Source organism: Brevibacillus jepli (assembly GCF_047229145.1).
In the GTDB taxonomy this organism is placed as follows: domain Bacteria; phylum Bacillota; class Bacilli; order Brevibacillales; family Brevibacillaceae; genus Brevibacillus.
The window spans coordinates 1-22,963 of the sequence record NZ_JBFEFW010000005.1 but is presented as its reverse complement, the minus strand read 5'-3'; the positions used below and the strand labels follow the sequence as shown (position 1 = coordinate 22,963).

23 protein-coding genes, 1 pseudogene and 1 riboswitch are annotated in these 22,963 nt (G+C 47.5%); of the genes and pseudogenes, 22 read left to right on the top strand and 2 right to left on the bottom strand.

Features of this window, described 5'->3' with window-relative positions; all coding sequences use genetic code 11:
- Nucleotides 1-37: 37 nt before the first annotated feature.
- From AB1L17_RS07130 to AB1L17_RS07090, 9 genes and pseudogenes are all read left to right on the top strand, one after another.
- The gene (locus AB1L17_RS07130) at nt 38-463 is read left to right on the top strand and encodes a GNAT family N-acetyltransferase (RefSeq protein WP_412846201.1); all 426 of its coding nucleotides are present in this window, start codon (nt 38-40) and stop codon (nt 461-463) included.
- Between the two features lie 134 nt (nt 464-597).
- Complete coding sequence (locus AB1L17_RS07125) at nt 598-2,079, top strand: DEAD/DEAH box helicase (protein WP_412846200.1); 1,482 nt, start codon at nt 598-600, stop codon at nt 2,077-2,079.
- A 134-nt stretch (nt 2,080-2,213) separates the two neighbouring features.
- Complete coding sequence (locus AB1L17_RS07120; RefSeq protein ID WP_412846199.1) at nt 2,214-2,558, top strand: MerR family transcriptional regulator; 345 nt, start codon at nt 2,214-2,216, stop codon at nt 2,556-2,558.
- On the top strand, nt 2,492-2,803 hold the full coding sequence (locus AB1L17_RS07115; protein ID WP_412846313.1) for a hypothetical protein: 312 nt from the start codon (nt 2,492-2,494) through the stop codon (nt 2,801-2,803). The genes AB1L17_RS07120 and AB1L17_RS07115 overlap by 67 nt, the downstream gene beginning before the upstream one ends.
- A pseudogene (locus AB1L17_RS07110) lies at nt 2,788-3,107 on the top strand (MFS transporter); the annotation flags it as partial. The gene AB1L17_RS07115 and the pseudogene AB1L17_RS07110, both read left to right, overlap by 16 nt.
- A gap of 163 nt (nt 3,108-3,270) precedes the next feature.
- Nucleotides 3,271-3,705 carry an Lrp/AsnC family transcriptional regulator gene (locus tag AB1L17_RS07105; RefSeq protein ID WP_412846198.1) on the top strand — a complete coding sequence of 145 codons (435 nt, stop codon included), beginning with the start codon at nt 3,271-3,273 and terminating at the stop codon, nt 3,703-3,705.
- Between the two features lie 5 nt (nt 3,706-3,710).
- The gene (locus AB1L17_RS07100; protein ID WP_412846197.1) at nt 3,711-4,331 is read left to right on the top strand and encodes a LysE family translocator; all 621 of its coding nucleotides are present in this window, start codon (nt 3,711-3,713) and stop codon (nt 4,329-4,331) included.
- Nucleotides 4,332-4,626: 295 nt separating this feature from the next.
- On the top strand, nt 4,627-5,562 hold the full coding sequence (locus AB1L17_RS07095) for a polysaccharide deacetylase family protein (protein ID WP_412846196.1): 936 nt from the start codon (nt 4,627-4,629) through the stop codon (nt 5,560-5,562).
- Between the two features lie 139 nt (nt 5,563-5,701).
- On the top strand, nt 5,702-5,947 hold the full coding sequence (locus AB1L17_RS07090; protein ID WP_412846195.1) for a hypothetical protein: 246 nt from the start codon (nt 5,702-5,704) through the stop codon (nt 5,945-5,947).
- Between the two features lie 79 nt (nt 5,948-6,026).
- Here the strand turns inward: AB1L17_RS07090 and AB1L17_RS07085 are convergent, their stop codons facing one another.
- Nucleotides 6,027-7,439 carry an RsmF rRNA methyltransferase first C-terminal domain-containing protein gene (locus tag AB1L17_RS07085; protein ID WP_412846194.1) on the bottom strand — a complete coding sequence of 471 codons (1,413 nt, stop codon included), beginning with the start codon at nt 7,437-7,439 and terminating at the stop codon, nt 6,027-6,029.
- 84 nt (nt 7,440-7,523) lie between these two features.
- Here AB1L17_RS07085 and AB1L17_RS07080 point away from each other — a divergent pair, with 84 nt between their 5' ends.
- The 4 genes from AB1L17_RS07080 (at nt 7,524) to AB1L17_RS07065 (ending at nt 11,955) form a co-directional block, all read left to right on the top strand.
- Nucleotides 7,524-8,279 (top strand): hypothetical protein, encoded by a 756-nt coding sequence (locus AB1L17_RS07080; protein ID WP_412846193.1) that lies wholly within the window; start codon nt 7,524-7,526, stop codon nt 8,277-8,279.
- Between the two features lie 24 nt (nt 8,280-8,303).
- Entirely contained in the window at nt 8,304-9,239 is a 936-nt protein-coding gene (locus tag AB1L17_RS07075) for a methyl-accepting chemotaxis protein (protein WP_412846192.1), read from the top strand.
- Between the two features lie 176 nt (nt 9,240-9,415).
- Nucleotides 9,416-9,501: riboswitch (cyclic di-GMP riboswitch) on the top strand.
- Between the two features lie 84 nt (nt 9,502-9,585).
- Nucleotides 9,586-11,043, top strand: coding sequence for a benzaldehyde dehydrogenase (gene yfmT, locus AB1L17_RS07070; protein ID WP_412846190.1), 1,458 nt, complete (start codon nt 9,586-9,588; stop codon nt 11,041-11,043).
- A gap of 30 nt (nt 11,044-11,073) precedes the next feature.
- Complete coding sequence (locus AB1L17_RS07065; RefSeq protein ID WP_412846189.1) at nt 11,074-11,955, top strand: methyl-accepting chemotaxis protein; 882 nt, start codon at nt 11,074-11,076, stop codon at nt 11,953-11,955.
- Nucleotides 11,956-12,015: 60 nt separating this feature from the next.
- Here the strand turns inward: AB1L17_RS07065 and AB1L17_RS07060 are convergent, their stop codons facing one another.
- On the bottom strand, nt 12,016-13,689 hold the full coding sequence (locus AB1L17_RS07060) for a M14 family metallopeptidase (protein WP_412846188.1): 1,674 nt from the start codon (nt 13,687-13,689) through the stop codon (nt 12,016-12,018).
- A gap of 133 nt (nt 13,690-13,822) precedes the next feature.
- On the opposite strand from AB1L17_RS07060, the gene AB1L17_RS07055 reads away from it, so the two are divergent.
- The 9 genes from AB1L17_RS07055 to AB1L17_RS07015 form a co-directional block, all read left to right on the top strand.
- Entirely contained in the window at nt 13,823-15,241 is a 1,419-nt protein-coding gene (locus tag AB1L17_RS07055; protein ID WP_412846187.1) for a hypothetical protein, read from the top strand.
- A gap of 154 nt (nt 15,242-15,395) precedes the next feature.
- Nucleotides 15,396-15,944 (top strand): sigma-70 family RNA polymerase sigma factor, encoded by a 549-nt coding sequence (locus tag AB1L17_RS07050; protein ID WP_412846186.1) that lies wholly within the window; start codon nt 15,396-15,398, stop codon nt 15,942-15,944.
- The gene (locus tag AB1L17_RS07045) at nt 15,944-17,014 is read left to right on the top strand and encodes a YcdB/YcdC domain-containing protein (RefSeq protein ID WP_412846185.1); all 1,071 of its coding nucleotides are present in this window, start codon (nt 15,944-15,946) and stop codon (nt 17,012-17,014) included. The genes AB1L17_RS07050 and AB1L17_RS07045 overlap by 1 nt, the downstream gene beginning before the upstream one ends.
- Nucleotides 17,015-17,191: 177 nt before the next feature.
- Nucleotides 17,192-17,851 (top strand): response regulator transcription factor, encoded by a 660-nt coding sequence (locus AB1L17_RS07040; protein ID WP_412846184.1) that lies wholly within the window; start codon nt 17,192-17,194, stop codon nt 17,849-17,851.
- A 1-nt stretch (nt 17,852) separates the two neighbouring features.
- Complete coding sequence (locus tag AB1L17_RS07035) at nt 17,853-19,295, top strand: sensor histidine kinase (RefSeq protein WP_412846183.1); 1,443 nt, start codon at nt 17,853-17,855, stop codon at nt 19,293-19,295.
- A gap of 15 nt (nt 19,296-19,310) precedes the next feature.
- The gene (locus AB1L17_RS07030) at nt 19,311-19,847 is read left to right on the top strand and encodes a hypothetical protein (protein ID WP_412846182.1); all 537 of its coding nucleotides are present in this window, start codon (nt 19,311-19,313) and stop codon (nt 19,845-19,847) included.
- Between the two features lie 37 nt (nt 19,848-19,884).
- Nucleotides 19,885-21,063 carry a hypothetical protein gene (locus tag AB1L17_RS07025; protein ID WP_412846306.1) on the top strand — a complete coding sequence of 393 codons (1,179 nt, stop codon included), beginning with the start codon at nt 19,885-19,887 and terminating at the stop codon, nt 21,061-21,063.
- Between the two features lie 139 nt (nt 21,064-21,202).
- Complete coding sequence (locus AB1L17_RS07020; protein ID WP_412846181.1) at nt 21,203-21,652, top strand: hypothetical protein; 450 nt, start codon at nt 21,203-21,205, stop codon at nt 21,650-21,652.
- A 99-nt stretch (nt 21,653-21,751) separates the two neighbouring features.
- The coding region (locus tag AB1L17_RS07015; protein ID WP_412848827.1) for an IS110 family RNA-guided transposase at nt 21,752-22,963 on the top strand (1,212 nt) is incomplete at its 3' end.

Sequence of the window (22,963 nt, the reverse complement as noted above, 5' to 3'; positions counted from 1 at the left end):
ATGCATGTATGATTGCGATGGAGAGGGTGTTTTTGTGATGATGCAGTTAAAAGGATATCGCGATCGAGATAAGATAAAAAGCCTACTGGCAGAATGCATGTGGCCCGACAACGAAAAAATAGAAAGAGAACTCACGCAATATATAGAGAGTGATGAACGCATGCTGTTAGGGAAATTTACGGAAGCGGAGCTAGTAGGAATCATCGGGTACATCACTGGGGCGAATGGAGAAGGTGTCATCAAGCATATCGCTGTCAAATCCACCTGTAGAGGGATGGGTTTAGGCAGAGCCATGATCAGCGAACTGCTCCATAACCGGGGGCTTAGTAAGATACAAGCGGAAACCGATCAAGAAGCGGTTGGGTTTTATCGAAAAGCAGGTTTTGTGGTCACGAGCCTCGGAGAAAAATACCCGGGAGTCGAACGGTTTAGTTGTTTTTTCGAGAGTACTCCTTTAGTATAGGTAGGATAGGATTTCGCAAGGGCAACAACCTGCCTAGGATGATATTGATTGACAAAGAGCCGGTTTTATCGCATCCACTGTCCATGCAGTCATGGTGTGGCGAATCGGACCGCTTGTGAAAGGAAGTGGAAGTTATGGCAAAATCGTTTGCGTCTTTTGGGTTTAGACCGGAGCTGATGCAAGGGATTCAAGACCTGTATTATAAAGAACCGACACAAATTCAAGAGGAAGCCATTCCTCTCATTATGGAAGGCAAGGACCTGATCGGACAAGCTCAAACCGGTACGGGAAAAACAGCGGCGTTCATGCTGCCGATCCTTCATGGATTGCAAGAAGGAAAACGTGACATTCAAGCGCTCATCCTTACGCCGACCCGCGAGCTTTCCATTCAGATTGCAAAAGAAGTGGAAAAGCTGGGCAAACACCTGAATGTAAACGTGCTGTCCTTGCACGGTGGAACGGATATCGACAAGCAGCTGAGTAAGCTGAAAGAAACGGTTCATATCGTCGTTGGAACTCCAGGACGTGTACTGGACCATATGAAGCGTGGCTCGCTCCACTTCGGACGTATCTCCACACTCGTGCTGGATGAAGCCGATAAAATGATGGAAATGGGCTTTTTGGAGGATGTGGAGCAGGTGATTGTCCACACCCCATCTCAGCGTCAGGTGCTGCTGTTCTCCGCTACGATGCCTGATTTGGTGAAAAGACTGGCGCACCGCTTCATGGATCAGCCACCGCATATCAAAATCGAGGGCAAGCAAAAAACGGTTGAACGCATTGAGCAATTTTACTATGTGGTTAACCAGAGCGATAAGACCGACGCGCTCGTCGATGTGCTGGAGCAAGAGCAGCCGTTCTTGACCATCGTGTTTGCGAATACGCAGGTACGCGTGCAGCAGCTGACTGCTCGCCTGCAGGAAAATGGCCTCTCAGCGAAAGCTCTGTACGGCGATTTGTCGCAAAACAAGCGGGAACAACTGATGAAGCAATTCCGTGAGATTCGTTTCCAATACTTGATCGCGACCGATATCGCTGCTCGTGGACTCGATGTAGAAGGCGTTACACATGTCATCAACTACGATTTGCCGAATGACGTGGACAGCTACATTCACCGCGTTGGACGTACGGGTCGCGCGGGACAAAAAGGAAAAGCAATCTCCCTCATCTCTCCTCGTCAGAAAAACTTGATGGCTCGTTTTGCCAAAGCGACGAAGGCTTCGATCGAAGAAAGAATTTTGCAGGCAGGACGCCATCTGGATGCCGGACGTCGTCAGCGCGCGGAAGAACGGGAAGCTCATTTCATTGAGCTGCGGGCGCAACAGGCGAAGGAGCAGCAGAAGGAAAAAGACAAAGAGTTCTCTCCTGTACGTGAAGCCTTGAAGAAAAAGACGAAGGTAAAACCAGGCTACAAAAAGAAGATGGCGCGTGAGCTGGGTGAACTCCAGACACAGTACGAGAAAAACCGCAAGAAGGCAGAAGCGATTGCGGCGCGTAAAGCAGGTAAATCCGCGAAGCCAGCCGATGCCAAAAAAGCAGGTAAAGGTGGAGCAGCACGCTCTGCTAAGGGTGGAAGACCATTTAATCAATCCGCGGGGAAATCAAGAGGAAAATAAGAATTGAAGAGGCTGCCCAGATTCGAAAAGGATCTGGGCGGTTTTTTTTGTAGAAAATGAAACAACAAGGAAGTTCTTGACTTTATACCCGACTAGAAGGTTTATACTCAGATCGAATGAATGGGAGAGAAGTTGTGGAATTGTTCAAAATCAGCGAGTTTTCCCGATTGAGTCGAATTCCGTTGCAAACGTTGCGCTATTATGATCAGATTGGGATTCTAAAACCAGCAAAAATTGATGATACGACCGGGTACCGATACTACTGTGCCGAACAGCTTCTGCAGATCAATCGAATTGTCATCTACAAAGAATTGGGGTTCTCATTGCAGCAGATTGCGCAATTGCTTCACGAGAATATTCCAGCCGAGCAAATTCGGGGCATGCTGAGACTCAAAGAAAATCCTATACAGCAATGGGTGTTGCTGAAGATATTCCTTGGCTGTTTCAAATATTCGACAGTTTGCTTGATGCCAGTCTGAAATCATCCTTGACTGGTCCCAAAACAGTGCTATGGAAGGAAACCGGAACGAAGGACCAGCTTTTCGAATTTGGCGTGGGCTACGCCATTAAAACACAATCTGTCAAACTGCCAGAGCAAATGGAACGAAGCTTCTTGCCTGCCGAGACAATGGCTACGCTACTATTCCGTTCGGATTCGACCTTTAAAGAATCAGCTTGCCTGGATCTGGCTACGTGGATTGAACAGCGCTGGTTACACGCATGATCCAAGGGCTCAGCCGAGGAGTTGCCACTGTTGATGCGATGGCCGTATCTACACGGCTTGTTGAAGAAGGCAATCGTGGGCGAGCAATCGGCATCATTTTGATGGGATTGAGCAGCTCGCTTGTATTGGCCTCCCAGTCGGCACTTTTTTAAGTGAAGTGATGGGCTGGAGACTGCTGTTTATTTTTATTGGACTGCTGAGCTTGGTTCCACTGCTTGTCATTTATAAAAAAGTCCCGCCTATAAAAGCGCAGGAAGCTATAACACCGCGGGCACAGCTGGCTGTTATAAAAAATAAGATGATTTCTCGGCAGCATTATTTTAGGAAAACGCCCCAAAATGATTCGGATGACAGAAAAAATAAAAGCTAAACCATATAAATTCTTTAAAAAATACAGCAATGGTGTCAAATTCCTTTTTATTCTAAAGAAATTGGTATAATCATGATAAAAAGGAGGGGGCACCACTATGGACCGGATTGATGAACAAATCCTCCGCTTACTGCGGGGAAATGGCCGAATCACAAGCTCAGACATTAGCAAGCAGGTTCATCTGTCTGTACCTGCTGTCTCCGAGCGAATACGCAAGCTGGAGGATACGGGACTCATAAAACAATTCACGGTGAAGCTGGATCGGGAACAGCTAGGGCTTCACCTGATCGCATTCGTCATGGTACAAATCGAAAAAACTGAGCACATCGCTGGCTTTCGTACAACGGTCATGCAGTCTGAGTGTGTGCTGGAATGCCACCATATCGCGGGCGCGTACGATTATTTGCTGAAGGTTGCCCTCAAGGGAACAACGGAACTGGAGCGGTTTATCTCTGAAACGCTGAAGCAAGTAGAAGGCGTGAGCAAGACGAATACGATGATCGTCCTGTCTTCCATGAAAGAGGAGATGTAAGACCGATGGCAATCTGGAACGGTTTGTTATTCGGGATGATGCTTCAGCTATCGGTTGGTCCCGTTTGTCTGGCAGTGATGCATCGGTCGATGACCGGGCGATTGCGAGCTGCACTAATGATGGTGCTGGGTGTTGCGCTTGCAGATGCAATTTATATGGCGGGGGCGATCGGGGGATTGTCGCTGCTGTTACAGATCCATTGGATCAAACAAATGATGGTGTTTGCCGGAGCCATTATTCTGACATGGTTTGGGATTCAAACCTTACGTACGGGAAAAGGGAGAGAAGAAGACCAGCAAGCTTTCGTCAAGCAGACTCCAACTGGTCGAAACAGCTTTTGGTACGGGCTACTTCTGACGCTCGCGAATCCTCTGACCGTCGTATTTTGGGCAGGCGTATTTGGCTCGCTTTTGGCATCTGACAGTTTTCTTCATTCAATTGAGCTGTTCTTGTTTGCCTCAGGCTGTCTGTTATCGACCTTGTTGTTCCTTGGTCTGGTCGCCTTATCGGCTGCGTATTTGTCCCGTTTTTTACGTCCTCGATGGATCAAGCTTATGCATGTAGGAAGCGGCATTTTTCTTATCGTCTGTGCGATCGTTCTTGTTCAAAAAGGAGTATTCATTTGAAAAGATGTTTCACTCCATGAAAATGCGGGTAATAGATAGACGATAGAACCAAGAAGTCACAGGATACTTGCTTGATAAACGGCAGTCTGATGGGCAGAGGAATACCACCAATACCCGTACCAAACGCCACCATATGGGCGAGTTGCCCGTATTGTGGTTTTTTGCTGTCGAAGCATAACTTCTCATCTATCTGTTCTGACAACCAGAAGTATAAGGGGGAGCTGGGCTGCGTTTAGTCAAAAAGAACTAAAAAATTTCATTTTTCTTGTCACAATATGGCAGGTAGATGGATCAAATGAGCAGGCCGAAACGGTTGACTGGTACCATCAACCATACCATTTTGTATGGAGTGATCATCGTGAAAAAGAGACATGTTCAAATTTTGCTACCATTATTTTCGATCTTTCTGCTGTCAACGTTCCTATGGCCAACGGTTGAATATGCGAAAGAAGCACCTCCAACTGACTCGACCGGACATGCTCCGGCAGTTCTGACCTATCATCACATCGATGAAAAATTAGATTCATCTGCTACGATTACCTCTGAACTTTTCAGAAGCCATCTCAAGATGTTGAAAGAGAATGGCTACAATGTAATCGGGATGGAACAATTATTGGAAGCACACAAACAAAATAAAGCGTTGCCAGCCAAATCTGTTGTACTTACCTTTGATGACGGATATGAAAGCTTTTACACGAAAGCTGCCCCCCTGTTAAAAGAGTTCGGGATGACTGCTACAAACTTTGTGGTTGTGAAATCAACCGACCAGAAGAACCCAAAGGAGATTCCGCATCTAAGCTGGGATCAGATGCGGGAATTGGAGCAGCAGGGGTTGACCTTTTACTCGCACACCTACAATTCTCATCAAAAAGTACCAACGGATAAAAATAATAGTAGAGGACATGCGTTGACGAGTCGCAAGTATTTGGAGAAAGAGGGACGGACGGAAACGCACGAAGAGTATCATCAACGGGTAAAAGCGGATCTCGCTCTGGCAAATCAGCGTCTTGTCGAAGAGCTGGGTAAGCAGCCTGCTCTTTTGGCTTTCCCGCACGGAGCCTATGATCAAACAGTGCTGGACATGTGCAAAAGCCTCAATATTGAGTTGATGTTTGCTGCCAAAGAAGGAGAGCATTTTCCTGGTAGCAAGCTGCTGTATCGGATTAATGCAGGGGCTCCTTCCATGTCGGACGAGGACTTGGCGAAAAAATTGGAAAAGCATTTCCGGTAATTACAAGCATTTTGCCGCATAGCACTGAGTTGTCTGTATAAAATAGTGTTTTCCTCCCATGAGATTTGGGTAATAGATAGGAAGATAGAACCCTTTCTCGTGAAAGTTACCTTAGTACAGGGTGTGAGGAGAACCAGTGATGACGACGGATACGTGCTTGAAATGCGGCAGTCCGATGGGCCGTGGTGAGTACAGTTGCCAGGTTTGCGGAGAAAGCGAGATGCAAGACTACCAAATGATTCGCAATTACGTGAGAACTTATCCGAATTCGAATGCGATGCAAATTGCCAATGCAACAGGGATTTCGGTTTCAAAAATATTGCGTTATATAAGAAATGGTTCATTGACCGTCGTAGACAATCCGTCCCGCAGAGGGCGGTCATAAGAAAAAAGAAAAGCTCACAAGCAGGCACGAATGGATTTCGCGAAGCTTTGTGAGCTTTTTGTATTCTGGATGCAAGTAATTACAACCAGCGAAGACCCTTTGGATAATGATTTTTGAGCTGCCCCTCTGATTGCTTGCCCCAGCCGATGGAGAACCCATCTACAGTAACCAGCGTCCAGCCGTTTTCACCTTCACGCATGAGTGCCTCTCCTTTTACATACCGTAAAATTTCAGGCTCGTCTGTACCATATGAAGCGACACGGGCAACCTCCGCAGGTGAGAGGGCCAGTGCCAAGGCATGTGCGGGTTCGAGTCGGTTCTTTTTCACGGTTCCTAAGTGCAGACCGACACGTGCGACCTTGAGCTTGTCCCAATCGAGCTCAGATGCAGGTGAGTAGTAGAGCTGCTCCCCGAACAAGAGAAACGCCGATTCATCATCGAACTGTTTGGAGAGTGCAGGGATCGCCTCCTCCGCGAAATTGCGCCAGGCAGCCAATGCTTCCTTTCGGCCTGCGGGAGCGGATTTTGCCGCTCGCTTTTCTTTGCGCTTCCCAGTCGTTTCATGTACTTCAGCATCCTCACTCTTTTGCAGCTTGGCGAGGTAATGCCCTTCCCCCTGCAGACGATGCGGCCACAATCTGGCAGTCTGGCTGAGCTGCTCGTTCTTGGGGGAAGCCCACTCTGGTTGACCTTCAGAAAAGCAATCTGCATGTGGTAACGGGACGATCTCAAATTCCGGGTGACGGCCCAGGAAGTTAACCAGCGACTGCTCGTTTTCCAACGGTGCAAATGTGCAGGTGGAGTAAACCAATGTCCCGCCTGGCTTCAGCATAGCAGCGGCAGCTTCGAGAATATCCCCTTGCATGAGATGGCACTCGGTAACTTTTGCAGGGGACCAGTCGTCGATTGCTTCAGGTAGCTTGCGGAACATCCCCTCGCCCGAGCAAGGAGCATCCACCAAGATCCGGTCGAAAAACTGAGGGAAGCGTTCCTGTAGTCGTTCTGGCGTCTCGTTGGTCACGACTGCATTGGTCACTCCGCAACGCTCCAGATTTTCTGACAAGGCTTTTGCCCGAACAGGATGGATTTCGTTTGCCACAAGCATTCCTTGTCCACGCAAAAACGCTGCAAGCTGTGTCGATTTGCCCCCTGGCGCTGCACACAGGTCAAGAATTCGTTCACCGGGCTGTACGCCTAGTGCCTCAGCAGCGGACATTGCGCTTGGCTCCTGCAAATAGTACAGTCCTGCCGCGTGATAAGGATGCTTGCCAGGACGATCTGGTTCTTTGTAGCGAAAGCCATTTTCACACCAAGGGACTTCTTCCAGTGCAAACGGTGAGATTTTCAAGAAATCGTCACGTCCCACCTTTAATGGATTGACGCGCAAGCCGTGTGTCACAGGCTGGTCATACGAAGAAATAAATGCTTCGTAATCGTTCCCGAGCAAGGGTTTCATACGGTCGGTAAATGGGGTCGGTAATTTTTTTGTCATAACAGCCTCCGATGTCAGATTTTGGCCACATGGGAAAGGAAAAGATAGAATCATGGCGAATCATAGAGAATGAGGTGAGAGCAAATGAAAGGATCCCGTGCACAACGCTACCGCTCCCGGCGGAGGAATGACTCGGAAGTAAGCCGGTTTTGGATCATGGGGTTGCTGTTCTCACTGCTGGTGCTCGCTTTTGAATTCTTTATCGAAATACCCGCCGACGCAGACTGGCTGGTAGATATGGAGATGGCTTTGTTTTCGGCCAGCTTTACTTTACTTGCCTTTTATCTGCTCGGACTTACCTTTGCCTTTTCCCGCCAACAAAAGGCAGGGAAGATCAATCACCACATCATCATCTATGTATGGTTGGGTGCGATCTTGTTTCACTTGTTCCTGCTCATCAGCAACTTGTCCAATCAGCATGTATACAAGGCAGGGATCATTCTGTTTTTAGGACCCTTGTTTTTAACTGTCTACCATTTTATCACGTACTTGGCAGCTTTGCGCGAGGAGCGTGAGGAGCAGGAGGCAGCTACGACTGCTACGCTTGAACGTACGGCCTACCAGATGATTCTGGAGGGTGGGCGTGTATACAGTGAGCTGAGTCGCCTGAAAACAGAATATCCAGAAGTGGAGCAAATGCTTCGTGCCAACGATTTTCACGATAAACTGGAGCGCTACGCATTGGAAATGCAGCAGTATTTGCAGGCAAAGCATTTTGAGCGCAAGGACGTGGAGCTCTTGGAGGGTCACTATTATTTCTTGGAAAACTTGCTGAGCTTGGCGAAACAACATCCGGGAATAATCGAGTCCCGCGTTTATAGCCGCCGAGGTGACAATTGATGGGTACAGAGGAGAGGGAAGCGGATGTTTTGGAAAAAAGACAGAAGCCTGGCAGAAAAAGAGACAGCAGCGACGACAGCCATAAGCACAATGACAGGACAGCAAGACGCTTGGAAACATGAGCTTCGCGGTATTTACGAACAGATTGGTGCCATCCTCTCTTCGAATCAAGCGGTGAACGCCGAACACGATCAAATGGCGCGATTGGTGACGAGGATGAAGCGAGTCGTAGACAATATTCAGGCCGTTAACGAGCGGGATGATGAATCTGCGAGCCAGTTATCGGTTCGAGGCGAGCGCTTGTCGGATATCTGTAGACAATCGGTAGCACGTGCAGATGAAGGCAAGAAGGCCATGACGGACGTGGTGGAGGTCATGAGCCTGCTCGACAAAGAATCGGTCCATACGTCCAAGTCCATGAGCCGCTTGGAAGAGCGCTCTTCAGAAATTACGAGTATCGTCAAGGTGATCAGCGATATTGCCAATCAGACCAACCTTCTCGCTTTGAATGCAGCGATAGAAGCGGCGCGTGCGGGAGAACAAGGTCGTGGATTTGCTGTAGTAGCGGATGAAGTGCGGAAGCTGGCCGAGATGACAGGGAACTCGACCAAGACGATTGCAGAATTGATCGGCAAGATTCAGGAAGAAACAAAAGAAGCGTTGTCCAACAGTGAAAAAAGCAGCAGTGCGATCAAAAATGGACTTTCCACCAGCAAAAATGCAGCGGAGAAGACGGATCAGATCGTGAACGCTTTCCAGGCACTGAACGTCGAAGTGTCAGGTGTGATGGAAATCATCGCGCACCAAAAGCGTTTTGCTGACGAAGTGTCCCAGCATGTAAGGGATGCAAACGGCTTGTTGGAAGAGCTGAATGAAGGCTTGACCAAGCACGTAAGGGACGCAAGCGCGGTAGAGCAAATGCTCGCGACGAGCGTAAAGGATGTCAAAAAAATATTGTGATCATAAGCTAGTTGAATCAGGAGTCCGTATCCAAGCGATGCGGACTTTTTGGTATTTGTTTACATTATTTCACTAAAAATTAACATGTTTTCGTTTGACTATTAGGAATTGAGTACTATAATCAAGGTAAGATTCTCCATTTCCTTCCTTTTTTCGACAAAAGAATATCCACATTCGCTATGAATGGGCAAACCCATTGAAAATTGGGGACGCAAAGCCACGGGCCTAATGTACGAGTTACGATGGCAGCCGGGTTGCCAACTAGCAAAGCTTTTTGCTGTATGACGGCTCCTTTCATGCGAAAGGGGCTTATTTACATTACTTTACAAAAGGGAGAGGTTATAGCATGTCAATCCTTCAAACACTGGACAAGCAATACATCAATGGGGAGTGGCGCGACGGACTTGGGGCGAAGACATTGCAAGATATCAACCCTTACAACGGGGAAGTCATCGCAGAATTCAAGATGGCAAACCTGGAAGATATCGATGCGGCTTACAAAGCTGCTGCCAACGCGAAAAAAGAGTGGGATGAAGTGAACGCCTATACCAAATCCCGAATGCTAGAGCGCGCCGTTCACTATATCGAGGAGAACGAAGAAGAAATTATTCAAATCATCATTCGTGAATTGGGCGGAACACGGTTAAAGGCATTTTTCGAAATCGGGCTTGTGAAGGATATTATTCGCGAGGCGGCTACGTTCCCAGTGCGTATGGAAGGGAAAATTCTCCCTTCTCCCGTAGATGGAAAAGAAAATCGCTTGTATCGGATTCCGGGAGGGGTTGTCGGTGTGATCAGTCCGTTCAACTTCCCGTTCTATCTGTCGATGAAGTCAGTAGCGCCAGCTCTTGGTGCGGGCAATGGCGTCGTACTCAAACCGCATGAGCATACACCAATCACGGGTGGGACACTCATCGCGAAAATTTTTGAAGAGGTTGGTCTGCCAAAAGGCTTGATCAATGTAATCGTAACGGATATTGCTGAGATTGGTGACGGTTTTGTCTCCCATCCGATTCCGCGCATTCTTTCTTTTACAGGCTCCAGCCAGGTAGGAAGCCATATTGCGCAAGTGGCAGCGAAGCATTTTAAAAAGGCGATTTTGGAGCTGGGCGGAAATAGTGCCCTGATCGTTTTGGAAGATGCGGATCTCCAGTATGCCGTTAATGCTGCGGTATTCAGCCGCTTTACCCACCAAGGTCAGATTTGCATGTCAGCTAACCGGGTACTGGTTCACCAAGATGTCTACGATCAATTCCTCGATCTGTATATAGAAAAAGTATCTGGGCTCAAGGTGGGCGATCCGAATGATCCTGACACAGTGATTGGTCCACTTATCAATCAGCGACAAGTCACCAACCTGATGGCAACGATCGATGAGGCGATTCGTGAGGGAGCGGTTCCGGCACTGAAAGGGGAAGTAAAAGGAAACGTGGTTGAGCCAATCGTTTTGACGGGGGTTACCACGGATATGTCGATTGCTTCCAAAGAACTGTTTGGGCCGGCTGTTTGCATTATGTCGTTTGCTTCCGAGGAAGAAGCGATTCGCATGGCGAACGAGACGCCATTTGGTTTATCCGGGGCGATTCATACGCGTGATCTGGAGAGAGGTGCCCAGATGGCAAAACGAATGGAGACCGGCATGATTCACATCAACGATGGAACGATCAATGACGAGCCAATTGTAGCGTTCGGCGGTGAAAAGCACTCCGGATTGGGACGCTTGAACGGTCAATGGAGCCTGGAGGAGTTTACTACCCTGAAATGGATTTCCGTTCAGCATAAGCAACGGCAATTTCCGTATTAATGCCAGCAAAATATTGAGGTGAAGACGGTCATGAACGGATACGAAGAATGGAACGAAGCGGAACAAGCAGGGAAGGAAAAAAACGCGGAGCTGCTTGAAGCATTCATCAAGGTTGCCCCGTATTTAAATGATTTGATCACCGATGACATTACCATTGGGGTCTATGACACGGAGCGGCTGTTGCGCAATGTGCCTGCCAAAACATTTTCGCTGCAAGTGAAGCCTGGCGATCCACTCCAGGAAGGAGATGTGATCACCAATGCGATTCGAAAAAACGCCAAGCAGGCGATGATGGTACCGAAGGAATTGTTTGGTTTTCCTCTCGTTGCTCGGGCGATTCCCTTGCATGATCAGAATGGAAAAGTCATCGGCGGTGTCGGAATTGGTTCCAGCATGGAGCGGGACAATGAGCTGTATGAAATCGCCGCGAACCTCTCGAGTGTCGTCGAACAGGTCAGTGCCACTACACAAGAGATGGCGGTGCAGATCGGCAATCTGAACGAGCAGATGAAGGCGATTTCGGAGCAAGCCAATGATGTGAGCCAAAGCACGACTGAGATCGAGCAAATTACACTCGCAGTGAAAAAAATCGCCGATCAAAGCAATATTTTAGGGCTGAATGCAAGTATTGAGGCAGCGCGGGTAGGAGATGCAGGCCGAGGATTTGCAGTTGTTGCGAATGAGGTTCGCAATATGGCGACAGATTCACGGACGAATGCAGACAAAATCAAGCGGACGACGGATTCCATCCGGGAGTTAATATCCCTCCTGCAAAATTCGATTGAGTTGATTAATCAAACCATGGAGAGCCAGGCGGCCGCGACAGAGGAAATATCTGCGACCATGGTAGAAGTTAGTGACAATACGCAAAAGCTGGCGGGGCTTGCCCAAGAAGTGATTCAAATAAAGTAAGCAAAATCATGTAACAAAATTCCCCTCTCAACAGTCTAACTTAAGAGGGGAATTTTTCCTTTAGTTCTTTTGTATGGTAGGTAGCGGTTGTTCCAGCATGTAGCGATAAACCGGAACTTCATCGCCCGCTTCAACGGGCAAGAAGTTGAACGTGACGTAGCTGTCTACTGATTCCGGTTCCAGGGCCAATGCAATGAAGTTGGCATTTGGCTGCGCCATGCTGAATACGTAGCTACCCGCAGGAAAGGTTTTCGTTGTTTCTGTTACATTTGCAGTCACTTGATTGGTGAAATGCCCGTTCTCGTAAATCGTATTCACCTTGTTTTCCAAAATGGTGTAGCTCTCTACATCGATTGTTGTTTCTTTCGATAGTTTGTTTACCGAAATACCGAGCTGCTCCAGCTTGGCCGCAACGTCATGGTAGCCAGGAGGCATGAGATAGGCAGTAGGACGCTCGCGCTCAAGTACAGGATAGGCATCTGTGGAGCTTACCCAATCGATGGGGGTAGATACTTTTTTTGCAGTGGCCAGATCGACTACCACGAGAGACTGATCCGGTATTCGCTTATTCTCACTCAGGATGACGAGTTTGTCGTTGTCGTTTGCGTTTTTGCCTTTTTCGGTGATTTCTTCGCGAGCCTTGGTCACGGCGGATTTGATTGCCTTGGCGTTGGCTGCTGTTGATTGGATGACAGCTGCGTGTGTAATGGCCTGGCTGTAGACGCGTCGCTCAAAATCAGCGCGTCCAATGCCGATACCGCGCGTCTCCACCAAAAATGTCAGCGTGTTTTTCAAGCCTAGAGCATTGCGTCCGATTCTTGTTTCTGTGCTGCCTTCTGTTGCGGTCACTTTTCCTTCCTTGCCTTTTGCCAGCGTATAGTAAGCGTGGTGAGAGAGCTGCTCCTTATCGAGCGCTTTCTGAACGTCTGCCAAGAGCAGGCTGTCTGACATTTGGCGCAGGCTGGCGGGGATATTCAAGTTTTTGGCGGAGGATATCAAGACATCGTAGGAAGAGATGGCGCCTTTTTCACCTAGTTCACGTAGCTGGCTGGAAGAGACACCATACTCATGAGCGTCGAGCACCACATCGGGTTGATACGCGTTGATGGCCTCGTGAACAGCCTGCACCTCTGGATATTCTACCTTCATGTAGTCTCGATTGGCATCCAGCTCTGTCGCGATGTATCGCTTGAAATGGTAGGAGCCATCCGGGTTAATGCGAGGAACAATTGCGACGTTTACTTTATCCAGAAGGTCAGCGCCTAGTTTTCCTTCCGCCAACCATTTGGCGATCACGAGAGCAGACTCACCAGAAGCGGGTTCATTTCCATGGATTTGGGCTTGGAGCCAGATGAGTGGTTTTTCCTTGTTTTGCTTGATCTTGTCGTGGTCTTTGCTGAACAGCAGTAGAGGGATGTCCCGACCTTCCAACGAAGTGCCGATGGAATGGAGCTTGATGTTCTTGTTTCCTGCTGCCAATTTGCTTATGTAAGCCATCATTTCTTCCTGGGATGTAAATGCTTCTTTTCCTTCTTGAAAGCCAGGTGTCCCAAACTGAATGTTCGGCTTGGGAAACAAGCTCTCGATCTGTGCAGGCTGTACATAACTAGGCCCCATTCCGTAATAAGGGATGTTGGGTTCGGGCTCAGCTTGCGTTGCATGGATCAAAGAGGGGCTGGTGAACAGAGATAATACGAGTGCAGTAGAAACAACGTAGCGTACTTTCTTATCCATAAATTCCCTCCTGCGAAATAAAATTAGTCGTCTATGATTAATTTTTCAGATTATTATAAAAATAATAATCGCTACGAAATATTCATTTTAAAGTAGGACTTTCGGTGCTGCTTTAACAGAATAGGGGGATGACATGGTCAAAAAAATCAGCAGAATGCTCCTTTTGATGACGGCCATCGCCGTAAGTAATATTTTCCCGAGCGAAATTTCTGCAAACGAATGGAAAAAACCAACCGAAACAGAGACGGTTGACAACCTGAATGGCGCGATTCACCATAAACAAGAGTTTACATTCGCAGATGGGGGCAAGTATTGGGCCCACAAATTGACAGGTCAGCGCAATATGACGCCCTTCGTCATCACCATACCGATTCAGGGTGACAGTCAGAACATGATGTTCCGCTACCGTGCCTATGATGGGGCGAAGCAGCCGTATTGGAAGGTTGCCAGGCTCGATCAAGTCAAGACACTTCCGCTCTCCGCTGGTTTTGTCGAGACAGAAGGCAGGTATATCTGGTTAGGTAGGCCGATTACGTATGTGGATAAGGGTAGAGCAACGATAGAAGAAAAGCTCGAAATGGCAATGCCGATTGAAGTCATCCAGACTGATTCTGGTGTCGAGCTTGTGATCAAGCTTCCAATGAAAGCAGGCTATATCAGTGAGATGTGGGCGCTCGATTCGAGAGATCCGCTCGTTCCTTGGGGAGAACAATCGATTGACAGCGTCTGGCTTAATTTGGACGTTACGGAAAAGGCAAAATGGCTGTACGACGGATATTACTACCAAAGTCCGTCTACATACGAGCCGACTTCGGCGACCTCCTTTTGGAGGATTCCCGAAAATTATGTCCTTCGCTCCTTTTTATATACAGGTGGAAGCAAGGCAGCCCGCGACATGGGCTATGTGATGTTGAAAGCGAGCTTGAAACAGCAGGAGCCTGAAGGGTACTGGAAGACGCAGCCACGTTCCTTGTGGCTCAGCGGTGATTACGGGATACCAGAGGGCTTCTACGATACGAGATTCAACACAGGTGCTGGTGATCTGATGCTTCGTGGCTGTGATCAATATCAAGAAGAGGCTTTTTGTGAATCTGCGAAAAAATATGCTTCTTATTTTCACAATCACGCAGCCATGCACCATTATGTAATCGCTGGTGCACAGCAAGGATTGCTCGTGGCCGACTACGCGACGTCGACGAATCCAGCGATTCAAACACATGTTTCTCTGAATCATCAGCTGGCCGAAATCAATTTCCTCTACAAAAACTACCTGCAATTTGGTGATCGGATAGACAAAGACTTGGCGGATAGCATGCTCTACGGTGTCATTAATCTTGGATCACAGTGGATACTCGGAAATGGTGATTTGCATTACGCCTATTTTCCAGACGGGACATTCGGCAGACCGGACTATCCGTACTTGACCTACAATGACTTGGTCGAAACACAGCGCTTGTACCGTCAGTTGTATGGGATGGACGAAATGACGATTGCGATGTTGATTGACAGTAAATTGACGTGGATGCAGTTGAATAATGTTAAGTACCGTTAACATATGAAATTGAACCCGTACGAAGGACACTTTATAATAGTGACTTTCTTACGGGTTTTTTATGTTTTTAGCCATTCGGCCGAAAAGAATGGAGAAAAGTGAAACCGTACAGCCCACTCGCTGGTCTAACGAATGTACAAAGGAGGGACACAGCATGAATCACGATGAGCGAGTTCGAGATGCTCAGGCGGGAAATCGCGCAGCTTTTCTTTCATTAATGGAAGAACAGCAGGATCGCTTACACCGAATCGCTTATTATTATGTGCGTCAGGAAATGGATGCAGAGGATGTTGTTCATGAGACGATATATAGAGCGCTTGTCGGGCTGCCTAAGTTGAAACAGCCACAATTTTTTACGACGTGGCTGACCCGCATCGTCATGAACTGTGCGATGACAGCGCTGAACAAGCGTAAGCGACTCGTGGTGGATGATCGTTACGTCGACGAGCTTCAGCAAGCTTCTGTCACGGAGCATGACGATCGGATCGACCTGCTTGCGGCTGTCGATCAGCTAGAACCAAGACAAAGACAAGTGATTGCATTCAAATATTGGCAAGATATGACGATTGAGGAAATTGCAAACTTGATGCGCATGCCCTCCGGTACTGTCAAAACCATTTTGCATAGGGGGTTGAAAGCATTGCGCAAAAATGTACAAGAGCAACTGAATCCGGGACGATCTTCTTCTATGAGCAGGTTGTGATGGAGCTGCCACTTCCATCGTCGGGTTTTCGCGTGACAGTGCATCAGAGTGGCATGGTTAGTAATTTCCTTTATTTTGGTCAGCAGAAAAAGCCGAAGATCCCGGAGAAATTGATTGAGAGGGAGCAGATTTTGCAACATATGGAGAAAACCGTAAAGGTGGATCTGCACCTCACTTATGTACCAAAAATAGTTTTGCATGGAAAGCAGGACGAGCTACGGCTAGTGTATGAGCCGGACAACTGTTGGAGGAGCTATCCGGCGGACGAGAAAGAAGCTTCCGAATTGAACCAGGAAGCTGAGGAAGGGGAGGAGCAAGCTGTATGGTTGCCAGCTCCGGTACTTCCAAAGGCTGCGGCAGTTCGTACATTAGATGAGGTTCAAGCTTTACTCGGAATCGATCCGAAACAGTACCAGCTGTTGAGGAACGCCGATATAGATGAGGAGATTTCCGCTTTTGTATGGCGGCGGAAGGATTGGAAGTCAACAGATTCTGAGGATCGTTCATTTAGCACTTTTTTTCGGACAAGATCCGCGGATACCCTAAAAGCGATGATTCATAAAAGTACGGGTGCACTGATGTCGTATGTCCGTTTCGAGGATTGTCCGCCAGGTGAGAAATCGTTATCCCGGGACGAATGTTTGGACATTGCACTCCAAATAGTAGCGCGTACGCGTCCTGAGTTGGAACCGTATTTATGGCTTCGACATCAGGAGGAAGAGGCGGAATCTGATCGGGAGCTGTTCGAGTTCCGCATCGGGATGCAGGGAGTGTGGCTCAAAAGAGAGTCTCTCCGAATTGTCGTCAATAAAACGACGGGGCTACTCGAAGGTATGGATAGTCCGCACAACGATACGACTCAGCTGGAGACAGTCCAGACGACTCCACTATTAGACGAAAAAAAGGCGCTCCAAATTTACTTGGAGGCTCTCGAATTAAGGCTGGAATGGGAGATTGATTATTCTGGTCGGGGCAAAAATCATCGCTACCGTCTCGTATATCGGCAAGTGCATCGGGAGAGTCAGAAAGAGATACAGTGGATAGACGCTCGGTCCGGCGAGTTGATTTGATCTATAAGACGAGAATGCTTCCATCGAGAGCGCACCTCCAAATATAAGAATATTGAATATGACCAGTACGATCACTTAAAAAGGACCTTCTAGTGGGTCTTTTTTTGACCTGCACTTTTTACATTTTGTTGACAAGTAAACAATAGGAATGTGTAATGATGGAGGAGGTGTAAGTAAATGGCATATTCCATCCTAATCGCTGAAGATGATCCATCCATATCCGAACTAATCAAAATGACATTAGGCGCCTCAGGCTATGACTGTAAGGTTTCATCCGACGGTAATACAGCGTTGCACGCTCTCGAAGAAAAGGAGTACCACTTGGCGCTCCTTGACATCATGCTGCCTGGAATTGACGGGTTTACGCTGTTGGAATCCTTTAAGCAGAAGAATATCCCGGTCATTTTCGTGACAGCCAAGACAAGTGTTATGGACAAAGTACAAGGTTTGCGTCTTGGTGCTGAGGATTATATTACAAAACCTTTTGATTTATTGGAATTGCTGGCACGAGTGGAAGTCGCTCTGAGAAGGAGCCATCAGGCTGTGTTGGAAACATTGACCGTAGGCGATGTGACGGTGGATTACCATAGCCGCAAAGTGTACAAAAATAATCAGCTCGTCACGTTAACCCCCAAGGAATATGAACTGCTTGAATTTTTGTTGCATAATCCGAATATTGCTTTTTCTCGTGAAAGTTTGCTGAATCAGGTCTGGGGCTATGACTTCTATGGCAGCACCCGAACGATTGATACACATATCCTAAATCTGCGAACAAAATTAGGCTTATCCGATCATATTCATACTGTGCACAAAATTGGCTATCGAATGGAGTTATAAGATGCGTGAGAGGATGAAGAGAGCTCCTCTGTGGATGCGAATCTATCTCATGGTGTTCGGATTGGTGACAGTGGTGATCGTCTTTGTTTCATACCGGATCATTGAGGTATCCATTGACTACAATCTTCAAAGGGAAATCAGCAGCTCTCTTGAGAACCATAGGATGATCGGGAACTCGCTGAAAATGTATGAAAGTACGATTGATGATTATTATCCGACGTTGATGAAAGACATTTTGACCAAATCATTTCAAAATTATGGGGGGTATTTTACTGATCAGAGAAGCCATCTTGCCATAACAGGTGAATCTGGCGAGAAGCTGTACAGCAGTATACCGAGTGAAGAAGAAAAGGTAATGAGTCTTGTCCCGTCCAAAGACGGGAGAAGAAGCTATGTGATTCGAAACATCGACACACGGGCCGTACTGTTTGTTTCGAGCTGGATGAAAATCGATGACCAGCTGCTTCGATTGGATTATGCCCATGACATAACGACCCTGATCGATGACCAGAAGTCACTCTCTTTGCAGATCTCTTATTGGGTATTGGTTGGCTTGACTGTTTTTGCGGTAGGCTTGTATGTCCTGATCAGACAAGCCTTGCGTCCACTCGGCTTGTTAAGCATACAGGCTCAAGGGATTGCAAAAGGAAGCTATCAGCATCGCATACGGGTTCAGCGTGCCGATGAGATTGGACAGCTCGCGGTGGACTTCAATTATATGGCGGAAGCGATCCAATCCAACATGGAGCTTCTGCAGAGGGGCGTAACAGAAAGAGAGGCGTTTATTGCAAGCCTGGCCCATGAATTCAAAACGCCGCTTACATCCATCATGGGCTATGCCAGTTTGCTTCAGAATTATCACCTGGAACAAAAAGACTTCGAGCAGGCTCTGCGTTTCATTCACTCTGAAAGCAAGCGGCTTGACGGTATGTCAAAAAAGCTGCTGGAGCTATTCCGCCTTGGAAATGGGGAGCCGCCGAATAAGCAGCAGGTTGAGGTTTCTTCCCTCATGCAGCAGTTGAAAATCATTTCCCAGTTTACGTTGGACAGAAGGGAGCAGACGCTGGAAATAGCATGTTCTGTCTCTGCCGTTACGGTCGATCCGGAGCTTTTTTTGGTGTTGTTAAGCAATCTGGTGGAAAATGCCTCCAAAGCGTCTGAAAACGATGCAGTCATTCGACTTGCTGTTTATACGGAAGACTCGTTTGTTGTTTTTTGTGTGGAAGATCAAGGCTGTGGGGTGCCGGAGGAGCATTTGGAGAATGTGTTTCAGCCATTTTTTATGCTGGATCGTGCGCGGGATCGGAAAAAGAATGGACACGGGTTAGGCTTGTCACTATGCAAAGCGATTGCCACGGCACACAATGGAAGTATTTCTATGACAAGCAAATTGAACGGCGGAACATCGGTATACACATTGGTTCCAGAACAAACTTCGACGTAACTATGGAGGCATCGATTGGGAAATCTCAAAAAAATAAAGATGAAGTCATATGGCATCAGGCTTAGTCTTGCTGTTATCGGCATACTGGGTCTGGCCGCCTTCTTTTCTCCAGCTGCTGTCGGCCCGGCTGTCCTGGACAATAAAAAGGATGTCATCATGACGGAAGCTTCTCCACCAGAATACCCGGAAAACAAAGAAATCGCTTGGAACCAAAGCGATGAGCAGAAAAAAAGCTCCTTTGATCGTCCGTTGACAAAGGAACAGGCGGCCCCCTTTATTCAGGTGGCAAAAGAAGCGTTCGAAGCGCAAGGCATGGCCCCTCCTGAAACCGGTTATTGGATCAGCAGCACCGTGACGGAAGGCAAAAATCATGTGGATATCATCTGGTATCCCAATGGCGTTGTTTTTGGCCAACATAGCAAGATCAAGGAAAAGGTTTACTACGCACTGTTTTTCAACGCCGATGTGGAGAAAGGCGTAGGAAAAATGGTTGAACTGGCGGTTATCTGGAATTACGGTGAATCCCATTGGTATGGCGAAACCGATGAATAAAAAGCAGGGAGTGCGAGGAGATAGAATCGTGAAAAAAATGGCCCATACAAAAAGGAAGCTGGGGTTGTGGTTAAGTATTGGAGTGATGGGTGCGTTAGCCCTTGCTTTGAGCTACTCCCCGACGACATTTGGCTTGGCAGAAATCAATAAAAACAAGGATGTCATCAAGACGGAAACAACGGCGTCAAGCACTATTCAACCAAATGAGGGTGAAGAGAAGCAGGAAAAGAAGAAAACCGATAATCCGGAACCCACCAAAGAAAATTCAGTGAATTTAATTCGCACTGACTTTAGTAAAGAACAGCGAGAGCCCTTCGTCAAGCTGGTAACAGATGCGTTTATCGCCAAACATATCGATCTTCCGGATCATAATTACAGGCTTCACATTAGCAGTGAAACGAGTGAGGAATTAACGACCATGGATATATCGTGGCACCCAAAAACGGAGGAAGGAGCCGAACCACCTTTCAAAGGACTTCAAGAAAGCTATAGTGTCGAATTGACTGGTGTGAATCTGGAGAAAGGCACGGGGACAATTAAAAAAATCGAGATTTGTAAACGCAGGGACATCGTATCGTTTGAGCCAAACACGATGTTCGCCCCGTATATAGACCAGGCAAATAAAGTTTGGAAAGACAAAAACATCACAATTCCGCAAAGCGGCTACGATCTGGCGGGATGCTTGGTCGTAAAACCCATCCCAGAAAAAGAGACGATAGCGCTTGTCAAAATTTTCTGGTACCCAAAATATACGAGAAGCAATAATGTTTATCAAGCCGTTCATGACAAGCTCTATTACATGCAATTTTTAGTCAGTGATTTGAAAAAAGGCACAGGTACAGTAGAGAACGTAGAAATAGATGAGGAAGAAACGAGAGTCGTAGACGAAAAATCACCAGAGCCGATTATCAAGCATGTGAAACTGACACCAGCACAGGCAGCCCCTTTTATCCAGATGGCAAAAGACGCTTTTCAAGAGAAGCAAGTAAAGCTTCCTGAAAGTGGCTATTGGATTAGCAGCACGATTTTGTACTACGAGGATCAACCGAAACGAAAGCCAGAAGTGAGAATTCGCTGGTATCCCGAAGGTATTGCTGAAGAGACCGATAGGGCTTCTATCAAAGAAAGAGTTTATCTTGCTTATTTTGACGATGTTGATTTGCACAAAGGTACTGGTAGATTGTGGGATATCTGGGTAGATAGAGCCGATCCTTAGGCAAAGAGAGTCGCGTATAGCGGCTCTTTTTTTGACAAAACCATGACAACCTACCGATTAAACCATGACATTTAGCAGCTATTCTATGGATGACGAGTACAAACACTCGATCCAACGCAAAAACCTTGGAGGTAGTACGATGAAAAAGTCCAAAACGAAAAAAATGGCTGCATGGTTGAATCTCTCTGTTATGAGTGCATTAACAGTGACGGCCATCTTCTCACCTGTAGCTGCCAGCGCAGCTCTCAATAATACGAAAGATAACGTTGCAGCCGAGGAATTCGATCTGTTGAAATTGACAAATCAACAGGCGGCTCCGTTTATTGAAAAAGCAAAAGAGGCCCTGAAAGCAAAAAATATAGCTCTTCCAACGAGCGGGTACAAGTTGTCAAGCAGCAGCCGCAGCTACGACGATGTGCTGGAAAGCGTACAAATTACTTGGCGTCCTGATGCGGGGCAAAAGGAAGGAAAGTATTACTCCGTGCGATTTGCAGATGTCAATCTGGAGAAAGGAACGGGGAAAATCGATGATGTATATGTAGACATTTATGATGAACTCATCGCTTTGGAAGAGGAGCCATTCCTGTAATGAAGAAATTTGAGCTTTGAAAGAAAAAAGCGCCTCCTGTATGCTGGGTCTTGGAATGGTCACATTCACACTGCCCTAATGAAAAGGAGGACGCTCTACATGAAGTATAAGCTGAAACAGAAACAGAATCAACGGATTACACGAATTACCGAAAAAACACTGGTTGTTGGCGCGGACATCGCCAAAAAGATTCATGTAGCTCGAGCCGTGGATTTCCGAGGCATTGAGCTTGGGAAAGAATGTGTGTTCCACAACGATCAGGAGGGGCTAACGAAACTGGCTGCGTGGATGAAGGAGCTTGGCCGGATACATGAGAAAACCGACATCGTATTTGGCATCGAGCCTACCGGACACTACTGGTTCCCGTTAGCGGCATTTTTGAAGGAGCAAGACATCAGGGTCGTCGTCGTGAATCCGCACCATGTGAACAAGAGCAAAGAACTTGAGGACAACTCGCAGACCAAGAGCGACTACAAGGATGCGAAGGTCATTGCCGACCTGATTCGGAGCGGGAAATATTCAGAGCCCAATTTGCCGACCAAGGAATATGCAGAGCTACGCATTCTGATGAATTTTCGGGAGAAGGTCATGGTGAGCTTGAATCAAGTGAAAGCTCGGATTACAAACTGGTTTGACCGCTACTTTCCGGAGTATCCACAAGTGTTTAAGGACTGGGAAGGCAAGGCATCACTGATGACCATGCGCCAGTTTCCCACTCCAGAGGAGATTGTCTCGATAGGCGCCAGAGGCGTTCTCACACATTGGAAGACGGAAATCAAGCGTGGGGTGGGCATCAAGAGAGCGGAGCAGCTCTATGCTGCCGCTACGGTCTCTATCGGGCTTACCGAGGGGCTGACAGCTGCCCGAATCGAGCTTGCCGCCTTGCTGCAGCAGTACGATCTGTACTGCAAGCAAGAAGAAAGCATTATGACGGAAGTCCTGCAGATTCTGGAGAAGATCCCCGGAACGAAGCAAATGCTGAGCATCCCAGGGATTGGCATTCTGACCGTCGCCGGCTTCTTGGCGGAGGTTGGCGATCTGAACAACTACGACCATGGACAGCAGATCATCCGTCTGGCTGGGCTGAATCTGACGGAGAACAGCTCTGGAAAACGTAAGGGAAAGACCGGAATCAGCAAGCGGGGGCGCTCTCGCCTAAGAGGCATCTTGTTCCGCTGCATGCTGCCGATGGTAGCCAAAAACAAAGAGTTTAAAGCGCTCCACGAGTATTATACAACGCGTAGTCAAAATCCGCTCAAGAAGAAGCAATCGATTATCGCCTTATGTGGAAAACTGGTTCGCGTCCTCTAT

Bases quoted from the DNA above. Each gene is read 5' to 3' on its own strand.
- AB1L17_RS07130 (WP_412846201.1), top strand. From the start codon at position 38: ATGATGCAGTTAAAAGGATATCGCGATCGAGATAAGATAAAAAGCCTA.
- AB1L17_RS07125 (WP_412846200.1), top strand. From the start codon at position 598: ATGGCAAAATCGTTTGCGTCTTTTGGGTTTAGACCGGAGCTGATGCAA.
- AB1L17_RS07115 (WP_412846313.1), top strand. From the start codon at position 2,492: ATGGGTGTTGCTGAAGATATTCCTTGGCTGTTTCAAATATTCGACAGT.
- AB1L17_RS07105 (WP_412846198.1), top strand. From the start codon at position 3,271: ATGGACCGGATTGATGAACAAATCCTCCGCTTACTGCGGGGAAATGGC.
- AB1L17_RS07100 (WP_412846197.1), top strand. From the start codon at position 3,711: ATGGCAATCTGGAACGGTTTGTTATTCGGGATGATGCTTCAGCTATCG.
- AB1L17_RS07095 (WP_412846196.1), top strand. From the start codon at position 4,627: ATGAGCAGGCCGAAACGGTTGACTGGTACCATCAACCATACCATTTTG.
- AB1L17_RS07090 (WP_412846195.1), top strand. From the start codon at position 5,702: ATGACGACGGATACGTGCTTGAAATGCGGCAGTCCGATGGGCCGTGGT.
- AB1L17_RS07085 (WP_412846194.1), bottom strand. From the start codon at position 7,439: ATGACAAAAAAATTACCGACCCCATTTACCGACCGTATGAAACCCTTG.
- AB1L17_RS07080 (WP_412846193.1), top strand. From the start codon at position 7,524: ATGAAAGGATCCCGTGCACAACGCTACCGCTCCCGGCGGAGGAATGAC.
- AB1L17_RS07075 (WP_412846192.1), top strand. From the start codon at position 8,304: ATGTTTTGGAAAAAAGACAGAAGCCTGGCAGAAAAAGAGACAGCAGCG.
- yfmT (WP_412846190.1), top strand. From the start codon at position 9,586: ATGTCAATCCTTCAAACACTGGACAAGCAATACATCAATGGGGAGTGG.
- AB1L17_RS07065 (WP_412846189.1), top strand. From the start codon at position 11,074: ATGAACGGATACGAAGAATGGAACGAAGCGGAACAAGCAGGGAAGGAA.
- AB1L17_RS07060 (WP_412846188.1), bottom strand. From the start codon at position 13,689: ATGGATAAGAAAGTACGCTACGTTGTTTCTACTGCACTCGTATTATCT.
- AB1L17_RS07055 (WP_412846187.1), top strand. From the start codon at position 13,823: ATGGTCAAAAAAATCAGCAGAATGCTCCTTTTGATGACGGCCATCGCC.
- AB1L17_RS07050 (WP_412846186.1), top strand. From the start codon at position 15,396: ATGAATCACGATGAGCGAGTTCGAGATGCTCAGGCGGGAAATCGCGCA.
- AB1L17_RS07045 (WP_412846185.1), top strand. From the start codon at position 15,944: ATGGAGCTGCCACTTCCATCGTCGGGTTTTCGCGTGACAGTGCATCAG.
- AB1L17_RS07040 (WP_412846184.1), top strand. From the start codon at position 17,192: ATGGCATATTCCATCCTAATCGCTGAAGATGATCCATCCATATCCGAA.
- AB1L17_RS07035 (WP_412846183.1), top strand. From the start codon at position 17,853: ATGCGTGAGAGGATGAAGAGAGCTCCTCTGTGGATGCGAATCTATCTC.
- AB1L17_RS07025 (WP_412846306.1), top strand. From the start codon at position 19,885: ATGGCCCATACAAAAAGGAAGCTGGGGTTGTGGTTAAGTATTGGAGTG.
- AB1L17_RS07020 (WP_412846181.1), top strand. From the start codon at position 21,203: ATGAAAAAGTCCAAAACGAAAAAAATGGCTGCATGGTTGAATCTCTCT.